Origin of the sequence: Actinoplanes sp. G11-F43, assembly GCF_050589265.1 — a bacterium.
Classification (GTDB): Bacteria; Actinomycetota; Actinomycetes; order Mycobacteriales; family Micromonosporaceae; genus Actinoplanes.
Genome location: NZ_JBNZCE010000010.1, coordinates 83,392 through 91,751, shown reverse-complemented (window position 1 = coordinate 91,751; position 8,360 = coordinate 83,392). Strand labels below are relative to the sequence as shown.

The following is an 8,360-nucleotide window of genomic DNA, read 5'->3' as shown; positions in this document are numbered from 1 at the left end:
CCCCCCCCCGCGGCACACGAACGGGGACCCTCGCCGGTCAGCCGACGGCGGCGCGCAGGTTCCAGGACGTGCGGCGGGGGTGGGACGGCAGGGCGATGCGGCCGGTGCACCACAGGAGCACCTCGGACGGGTCGCCCGGTGGGGCGTCCGGGAACAGGCGGGACAGGACCGCTGACGCCAGGTTCGCCGGTGGGTGCCACCGGATGTGCAGGCCCCGGGTCACGTCCCAGGTGTGGACCAGGGTCTCGTTGACGCCCAGGGCGGCGAACCCGGACGGGTCCGTGGGGCCCCAGTGCCAGGCGCGGGCCTCCGGTGGGGCGGTTCGCAGCGCCGCCTCCAGCAGGGCGGCGCACGACGACGCCGAGCGCAGGATGAGGGGCGGGGGCGTGCCGGGGCGGATCTCCAGGTCCACCGGCAGGTAGTCGCCGGAGACGCGGCCGGCCAGCTGGGTGCCGTAGGCGATCAGGTCGTGGGCCACGTGCGCCGCCGTCCGGGCGCAGGACCAGTCGAGGTCGCCCGCGCGGACCTCCCAGTCCTGGTCCTGGGCCGGCTCCAGGATCCGCAGCATCTCCGTCATCGCGGCACGAACATCCCCAGCGTCCATGGCCGTAATCATGCCGTGACAGCATCGGGTCATGCCCAAGGTGGACAGGCGGCAGCGGCGCACCCTGATCGCGGACGCCCTGATGCGGGTCGCGGCCGAGCACGGGCTGGAGGCGGTCAGCCTGCGGCAGGTGGCGGCCGAGGCGGGGGTTTCCGCGGGCATGGTGCAGCACTATTTCCGGACCAAGGACGAGATGATGGCGTTCGCGATGGAGGTGGTGCGGGAGCGCAATCAGGCCCGGGTGACCGAGGCGGTGGCCCGGCTGGGTGACTCGCCGCAGCCGCGGGAGCTGTTGCGGACCATCATCGGCACGCTGCTTCCGCTGGCGGACGAGTCGCGGGCGGACGGTCGGGTGGCGCTGGCGTTCCTGGCATACACCGCGGTGCGCCCGACGGCGTCGGAGGTGCTCCGGGACGAGACGGCGCGGATGGTCGGGTTCTTCGAGAGCCTGATACCCGTACACCATCAGGCTCGTGGTCTTCTGGCGTTGATGGAGGGCATCGGTGTCTATCTGCTCGGCGGGCAGTACACGCCGGACGAGGCCCGCGCGACGCTGGAGGCGCAACTCGACCTGCTGTACGGGAGTCCATGAGACGGGAATTGGCCCGGTCGGGGGCGGGTGATTGTGGCTACGCTTCCCGGGCACGTCCGCCGACCGAATGGGAGAGTGTGCTGGTGAAGCAGGCGCAACGGCTCAAGGCTGTCCGGTACGACATTCGCGGGCCGGTCCTGCGCCGGGCCACGGAGCTGGAGGCCGCGGGCAACCAGATCATCAAGCTGAACATCGGCAATCCGGCGCCGTGGGGTTTGAACACGCCCGATCCGATCCTCTCCGACGTGGTGCACAATCTGGGCGCCGCCCAGGGGTACAGCGACGCCCGCGGCATCTATTCGGCGCGGGTGGCGGTCGCTCAGAAGTACCAGTTGCAGGGTGTCACCGACGTCCAGCCGGAGGACGTGATGCTCGGCAACGGCGTCTCCGAGCTGATCGTGATGTCGTTGCAGGCGCTGCTGGACACCGGTGACGAGGTGCTGGTCCCGGCGCCGGACTACCCGTTGTGGACGGGTGCGGTGTCGCTGTGCGGCGGCCGGGCGGTGCACTACCGCTGTGACGAGAGCAACGGCTGGCAGCCCGATCTGGATCATCTGGCGTCCCGGATCACCGCGAACACCCGGGCCATGGTGATCATCAACCCGAACAACCCGACCGGCGCGGTCTACTCGCGCGAGGTCCTGGAGGGCATGCTGGACATCGCCCGCCGGCACGGGCTGCTGGTGTTCACCGACGAGATCTACGACAAGATCGTGTATGACGAGGCGGTGCACCACACCGCCGCCGCGCTCGCCCCCGACGTGCCGATGATCAGCATGGGTGGGCTGTCGAAGACGCACCGGGCCGCCGGGTTCCGGTCCGGCTGGCTGGCGATCACCGGCTTCACCGGGCAGGACACCGACTATCTGGAGGGCCTGCAGCTGCTGGCCAACATGCGGTTGTGCCCGAACGTCCCGGCCCAGCACGCGATCCAGACCGCGCTCGGCGGCTACCAGAGCATCGAGCCGCTGGTCCAGCCCGGCGGCCGCCTCTACGACCAGCGCGAACACGCCTGGCGCGCACTGACCGCGATCCCCGGCGTGGAGTGTCACCGGCCGGAGGGCGCCCTCTACCTGTTCGCCCGCCTGAACCCGGAGATCCACAAGATCCACGACGACGAGCGCATGATCATCGACCTGCTGGAGTCGAAACACCTGCTGCTCTCGCACGGCAGCGGCTTCAACATCGACACCACCGATCACGTGCGCTTCGTCTTCCTGGCGCCGGTCGACGTCCTGGACGAGGCGATCGGCCGCTTCGGCGACTTCCTTTCCAGCTACAAGCAATAACCCATTTCTTTGTACGGTCGTCGCAACGCCGGCCGTCTCGTCCCCGCGAGGCGGTCTCGGCACCGGACCGCAGCGCGGCCGCCGGGCGAATGCGACGGTCACCCGGGCGACGGGTCTCGCGGCACCGTCGCCCACGCTTCGTTACGATCGACCCTCGCCGAAGCGGGAGTGGTCATGCGCGGTTCTGCCCAGCAGTGGACGACCGGCGCACTCCTGGCCGCGGCCCTGCTGGCCGACGTGTGGACGGCCGGCGCCGCCACGATCAGCGAACCGCCGTACGACACCTGGTGGGCCATCCCGAGCGGCGTCCTGATGGCCGGTCCCGCCTTCCTGGTGTCCCGCCGCCCGATCGTCGCGGCCGTCGCCGCGTTCACCGTGCTGGTCGGCTGGTCCGCGGCCCTGCACCTGATCGACGGCCGGCCCGCCGACCCGGTCACCCCCACCGCGGTCCTCGCGTCGGCGCTGATGGTGGTGAGCGTGGTCCGTCGGAGCCCGGCCCGCACCGTGGTCGCCGTCGTGGTCCTGCTGGCGGCCGGGCTGAACATCGCGGAGGCGCTGCAGGGCGCGCTGCCCGGTTCGGTGGAGTCCCTGGCCTTCGACGCCGTGATGCAGCTGCTCGTCTTCGGCCTGCCGGCGGCCGCCGGCTGGTACATGCGCCACCGGGACACCACGACCGAAGCCGCGGTCGCCTCCGCCCGGCAGCGCGAACGGGTCGCCCTGGCCCGTGAGCTGCACGACGTGGTGGCCCACCACATCGGCGGCATCGTGATCCAGGCGCAGGCCGCGCAGCTGACCACAGCGATGCGGAGCCCGGTCCTGCCGGTGATCGAGAAGGCCGGCACCGACGCCCTGTCCGCGATGCGCCGGATGGTCACCGTCCTGCGCGACGTCACCCCGGACCGGCACCCCGCACCGCGCGGCGCGGCCCGAGACGGCGGCCTCGCGCACCACGACACGAACCTGATCGCCGAACTGGACGCGGTCGCCGCCACCCCGCCGGGCGGCACCCCGGTGCGGCTGATCGTCGACATGACCGAGCCGATCCCGCCCGAGGTCGAGACGTCGGTGCTGCGGCTGGTCCAGGAGTCGGTGGCCAACGCCCGCCGGCACGCGACAGGCGCCCACGAGATCCGGGTGACGGTCCGCTCCACACGGGACCGTACGAGTACTGGTGAACGACGACGGCCGCCCCGACCCGATCCCGTGGCGGCACGGCAGCGGATTCGGGGTGATCGGCATGCGGGAGCGGGTCCACCTGCTCGGCGGCCGTTTCTCCGCCGGCCGTCACCCGGACGGTGGCTGGCAGGTCCTCGCCGACCTGCCCCTGGCCCCCACCGGCCCGGCCCGGCTCTGATCCCTCGCCGACCACCGGCTATTCGGGCGGGGCGGAGATCCTCGGTGGGCGGTTCTCGTACGGCGTCGACAGCACCACCGTCGTCCGGGTCGTCACGTTCGCCGCCGTGCGGATGTCCTGAAGGAGGCGCTCCAGGTCGGCCGGGCTCTTCACCCGCACCAGAAGCATGTAGAAGTCCTCCCCCGCGACCGAATAACACGAGTCGATCTCGGACAGATGGGCCAGGCGCTCCGGGGCGTCGTCCGGCTGGGACGGGTCGAACGGGCGGATCGCCACGAACGCCGTCAACGGCAGGTCCAGCGCCTCGAACGACACCCGGGCCGCATAACCGCTGATGACACCCCGCTGCTCCAGCCGGCGCACCCGCTGGTGCACGGCGGAGACGCTCAGGCCCACCCGCTCGGCCAGGTCGGTGTAGGACAACCGGCCGTCCGCGGTCAGGGCCGACACGATCGCCCGGTCGATCTCTTCCACGACGTCACATTACTGCCTGTGCCTACCGTGTCATCTCGCGGGCGATCACGAGCCGCTGGATCTGGTTGGTGCCCTCCACGATCTGCAGCACCTTCGCCTCCCGGAACCAGCGCTCCACCGGATGGTCGGCGGAATAGCCGTACCCGCCGAGCACCTGCACCGCGTCGGTGGTCACCCGCATCGCCATGTCGGTGGCGAACAGTTTCGCCTTCGCCGCCTCCACCGTGAACGGCCGGCCGGCGTCCTTGAGCCGGGCCGCGTGCAGCAGCAGCGCGCGGGCCGCGGACACCCCGGTGGCCATGTCGGCCAGCATGAACCCGAGCCCCTGGAACGAGGCGATCGGCTTGCCGAACTGCTCACGCTCCTTCGCGTACGCGGTCGCGTAGTCGACGGCGGCCTGCGCCAGCCCGACCGCACACGCGGCGATCCCGAGACGCCCCGCGTCCAGGGCTTTCATCGCGATCGTGAACCCCTCGTTCTCCCCGCCGACCAGCCGGTCCCTGGGCACCCGCGCGTTCTCCAGCACGATCTGCGCCGGCGCCGACGAGCGCAGGCCCATCAGCCGTTCCGGAGCCTGCGGCAGCAGGCCCGGCGTGGAGGCGTCGGCGAGCACACACGAGATGCCACGGGCGCCCGGCCCACCCGTACGGCAGAAGATGTTGTAGAAGTCCGCTTTTCCGCCATGGGTGATCCAGGCTTTGGTGCCGTCGAGCACGTAGTCGCCGCCGTCCGCGACCGCGCGGGTGGTCAGCCCGGCCGCGTCGCTGCCCCCGTGCGGCTCGGACAGCGCGTAGGCGCCGAGCAGTTCTCCGCCCAGCATCTCCGGCAGCATCTTGCGCTGCTCCGGGGTGCCGAACCCGGCCACCGGGAAACACGACAGGGTGTGCACACTGACCGCCTCGGCGATGCCCAGCCAGGCGCCCGCCAGGATCTCCAGGACCTGGACATACACCTCGTACGGCTGGGCGGCGCCCCCGTCCGCCTCCGGATAGGGCAGCCCGAGCAGCCCGGACCGGCCCAGCGTGCGCAGCACCTCCCGGGGGAACTCGCCGCGCGCCTCGAAGTCGTCGACCTTCCCGGCCAGCTCCCGGGTGGCGAGCTCGGCGGTCAGATCGAGCAGGTCGTGTGCTTCAGGGGTGGGAAGCAGTCGCTCAACGGTCATGCCGTCAGCCTAACGAGCGTTCACCCGTGGGGAAGCCGGGCAGGACTACCGTGTTGCCGCATGGAAGAACCTGCCCGGCACTACTGGAACACGATCGGCGCGACCAAGGAGTTCACCCATCCGGTGGATCTCTCATGGCTGGAAACGATCGGGCGGGACGTGCGGGTGCTGGACTACGGGTGCGGGTACGGCCGGGTCACCGCCCTGCTCGCCGACGCCGGGTTCACCGCGGTGTCCGGAGTCGACGTCTCCGCGGCGCTGGTCGAACGCGGCCGGCGACAGCGGCCCGGCCTCGACCTCACGGTGATGACCGCCCCGCCCCGGGTCGACGTGCCGGACGCCGGTGTGGGGCTGGTGCTGCTGTTCGCGGTGCTGACCTGTGTCCCGGCCGATCCGGATCAGCGGGCCCTCGCCGCCGAGATCAGGCGGGTGCTGGCGCCCGGCGGCACCGTCTACGTCAGTGACCTGCTGGTGCAGTCCGACGAGCGCAACCGGCGGCGGTACGGGCCGGGCGGGGTGTTCACCACCGACGACGGCGCGGTCTGCCGCCATCACACAGCGGACCATCTGCGCGATCTCTTCACGGCGGCCGGATTCCGGATGCTGGCCGAGCACCGGATCGAGGTGGCCACCATGAACGGGCACCGATCGGACGGGATCCAGCTACTGGCCGAGCGTGTCTAGTCTTCGGTCGATGCCGGCGGGCGCACGGGACGGCTTGCGTCCGGCATCCAGCCAGGCCACACCTGCTCGTCGGCGGAACTCTAGGATGCGGCGGTGCAACGGATCCGGGTCACTGACGAGGGCATTCTGGTGACGTACGTCGAAAAGCCGTTGATCTCGGTCTTCGGCAACGTCGTGCGGCCCGGGAGCGAGAGTGAGTTCCTCAGCCCGTGGGACGACGTCTACACCGTCTGGCTGGGGTCGGTGACGTATCCCCCGGACGAGGTGCCGACGCCGGAGTTGACGATCGACCTGGTCTACGGGGAGTACATGGAGATCCACGCCGACGCGGAGGGGTTCGGCGAGGCGATCGGTGAGCTGTGCCGGCGGTCGGGGGTGCCGGTGCCGGCGACCTACGAGGGCACCGAGATCTGGTTCGCCCGGGAGTGAGCGCGGTGCCCCGGACGAGGAGCCGGGGCACCGGCCGGTGTCACAGCAGGTCAGGGTCGGTGGGCTGGGGCACGTCGCGCAGGTGACGGTTGTGGCGGGGCTCCTGCCGGGACTTGGCGTCGTTGAGCCGCCGCCGCAGGTCGTCGCGGCAGTCCATCACGGCGGCGTGCAGGTCCTCCAGGGACGACGTGGTGACCACCTTGTCGCCGCCGCTGAGCCAGCACTCCAGGGTCACCTTCTGGCCGGGCGCCATCCGGTCCTTGACCGAGATCTCCAGCGCGGTGGCGTCGGCGTGGAACGAGGCGAGCCGGTTGTCCAGGGTGCCCAGCAGCTCAGCGATCCAGGTCCGGTCACCCTGCGAGAATCCGGCCCCCATCCGCAGGCATTCCGCGACGGTGGCCGGGTTGGCGACGGCGCTCATCTGATCTCCTCATCGTCCGGCTAAACGGTCAGAGATCACGTACCCATCCTGGCCGGAACGAATCGTCCTCATCGCATCGGGCGCATCCGATTCTGGTAGAGATAGACGCTGGTCAGCGCACCGATGCGGGCGCCGGCGGTGTCGGCGGAGCGGAAGTGGATGCCACCCCACACCCGGGCGCCGATCAGCTCCTCGAGGGCGCCGGAGAAACTGTCGTAGTAGCGGGTGGTCCCGGTGTCGGCGCTGGTGGCGTGGAACGGGATGTCGTCGCGGCCGAACAGCAGCCGCAGGATGGTCATGTTGGAGCCGGTGGCGCAGGCATGACCGGACGTGTAGTCGGGGCTGCCGGGGGTGACCAGCAACGGCATCCAGGTGGGATCGCCGGTGGTGGCCGGGTTGCCGTCGATGGCGGCGAGCTGGACGGCGGTGACCGGCCGCCAGAATCCCCAGTGCCGTTTCTCGTTGAAGCAGGCCGTGTTGGCGTCCGACGCCGCGATGTTGACCATGGCGAGCAGGCGGGCGGCCTGGACGGTGGTCAGCCGCCGGGTGACCGCGAGCTGCCGGTTGATCTCCCATTGGCCGAGTCTCCGGTCGTGCCACCAGCGGGCCGCGTCGGTCTGGTCGGCGGTCCGCACCGTGCTCGTCGCGCCGCCGACCCGCACGATCTCGGCGAAGTCACGGGTGTAGGCGGCGCTGGTGAGCGCGGGCGGCCCGGCGGTGCGGAACATGCCGGCTCGGGGCAGCGCGAACGGGCGCAGGCCGGCCGACCAGGCACCCTGGTTGGCGTAGGTGGGCGGGGTGGGCCGCCACTGGCCGGGCGCGGTGCCGACCGGGAACTCCTCGGCCTGGAAGGCGCCGTCCCCGGCCCGGGAGGCGAGCATGGCGGCGGCGGTCCGGTCACCGACGGCGATTCCGGCGGCCCGGCCCCGGCCGACGCCGGCGAGATAGTCGTCGTACTGGGCGCGCAGCCGGTCCCGCTGGCCCGGGAACAGGGCGGTCAGCACCCGGTACGAGGCGGTGGCCACGGCCGCCGGAACCGATTCACGGCCGGTGGTGCGCGGAGCGGTCAGATAGGGCTGGTACGGCGTACCGGCGATGGCGTTGACGGCGTCGTAGACGGCGCCCTGAACCATGGCGAAGCTGCGGCTCTGCACCCAGGGGTTCTCCCGGGCGACCTCCCAGACGGCGGTCTCGGTGTACTCGTTCCAGAGCAGCACCGGATCGGGTGCGGCGGCCGTGGCGGGGGTGGCCGGGGTGAGCAGGAGTGCGGACAGGATCAGTGCGAGTGTGCGCTTCATAGGTGCATGAAAGTCGATGCGTCTGGCGAAAATCTGTCAGCGATAGGGTGCCG

10 protein-coding genes and 1 pseudogene are annotated in these 8,360 nt (G+C 71.1%); 6 read left to right on the top strand and 5 right to left on the bottom strand.

Going from position 1 to position 8,360, the window contains the following annotated elements; translation table 11 throughout:
- Positions 1-37: 37 nt before the first annotated feature.
- Positions 38-604 (bottom strand): maleylpyruvate isomerase N-terminal domain-containing protein, encoded by a 567-nt coding sequence (locus ACQ0O7_RS11740; RefSeq protein WP_430782007.1) that lies wholly within the window; start codon positions 602-604, stop codon positions 38-40.
- 31 nt (positions 605-635) lie between these two features.
- On the opposite strand from ACQ0O7_RS11740, the gene ACQ0O7_RS11735 reads away from it, so the two are divergent.
- From ACQ0O7_RS11735 to ACQ0O7_RS11720, 4 genes and pseudogenes are all read left to right on the top strand, one after another.
- Positions 636-1,196, top strand: a complete 561-nt coding sequence (locus ACQ0O7_RS11735; RefSeq protein ID WP_430782006.1) for a TetR/AcrR family transcriptional regulator — start codon at positions 636-638, stop codon at positions 1,194-1,196.
- A gap of 83 nt (positions 1,197-1,279) precedes the next feature.
- The gene (locus tag ACQ0O7_RS11730; RefSeq protein WP_430782005.1) at positions 1,280-2,485 is read left to right on the top strand and encodes a pyridoxal phosphate-dependent aminotransferase; all 1,206 of its coding nucleotides are present in this window, start codon (positions 1,280-1,282) and stop codon (positions 2,483-2,485) included.
- A 174-nt stretch (positions 2,486-2,659) separates the two neighbouring features.
- Positions 2,660-3,313: pseudogene (locus tag ACQ0O7_RS11725) on the top strand (histidine kinase); the annotation flags it as partial.
- 343 nt (positions 3,314-3,656) lie between these two features.
- Positions 3,657-3,839, top strand: coding sequence for a hypothetical protein (locus tag ACQ0O7_RS11720; RefSeq protein WP_430782004.1), 183 nt, complete (start codon positions 3,657-3,659; stop codon positions 3,837-3,839).
- A gap of 18 nt (positions 3,840-3,857) precedes the next feature.
- Here the strand turns inward: ACQ0O7_RS11720 and ACQ0O7_RS11715 are convergent, their stop codons facing one another.
- Positions 3,858-4,313, bottom strand: coding sequence for an Lrp/AsnC family transcriptional regulator (locus ACQ0O7_RS11715; RefSeq protein WP_430782003.1), 456 nt, complete (start codon positions 4,311-4,313; stop codon positions 3,858-3,860).
- Between the two features lie 22 nt (positions 4,314-4,335).
- The gene (locus ACQ0O7_RS11710) at positions 4,336-5,475 is read right to left on the bottom strand and encodes an acyl-CoA dehydrogenase family protein (protein WP_430782002.1); all 1,140 of its coding nucleotides are present in this window, start codon (positions 5,473-5,475) and stop codon (positions 4,336-4,338) included.
- Between the two features lie 60 nt (positions 5,476-5,535).
- Between ACQ0O7_RS11710 and ACQ0O7_RS11705 the strand changes: the two genes are divergently transcribed.
- Positions 5,536-6,159 carry a class I SAM-dependent methyltransferase gene (locus ACQ0O7_RS11705; RefSeq protein ID WP_430782001.1) on the top strand — a complete coding sequence of 208 codons (624 nt, stop codon included), beginning with the start codon at positions 5,536-5,538 and terminating at the stop codon, positions 6,157-6,159.
- A 93-nt stretch (positions 6,160-6,252) separates the two neighbouring features.
- Positions 6,253-6,588, top strand: a complete 336-nt coding sequence (locus ACQ0O7_RS11700; protein WP_430782000.1) for a hypothetical protein — start codon at positions 6,253-6,255, stop codon at positions 6,586-6,588.
- A 40-nt stretch (positions 6,589-6,628) separates the two neighbouring features.
- Here the strand turns inward: ACQ0O7_RS11700 and ACQ0O7_RS11695 are convergent, their stop codons facing one another.
- Together ACQ0O7_RS11695 and ACQ0O7_RS11690 are read right to left on the bottom strand one after the other, a co-directional pair.
- Positions 6,629-7,009, bottom strand: coding sequence for an HPF/RaiA family ribosome-associated protein (locus ACQ0O7_RS11695; RefSeq protein ID WP_430781999.1), 381 nt, complete (start codon positions 7,007-7,009; stop codon positions 6,629-6,631).
- A 68-nt stretch (positions 7,010-7,077) separates the two neighbouring features.
- Positions 7,078-8,307, bottom strand: a complete 1,230-nt coding sequence (locus tag ACQ0O7_RS11690) for a vanadium-dependent haloperoxidase (protein ID WP_430781998.1) — start codon at positions 8,305-8,307, stop codon at positions 7,078-7,080.
- Positions 8,308-8,360: the final 53 nt, after the last annotated feature.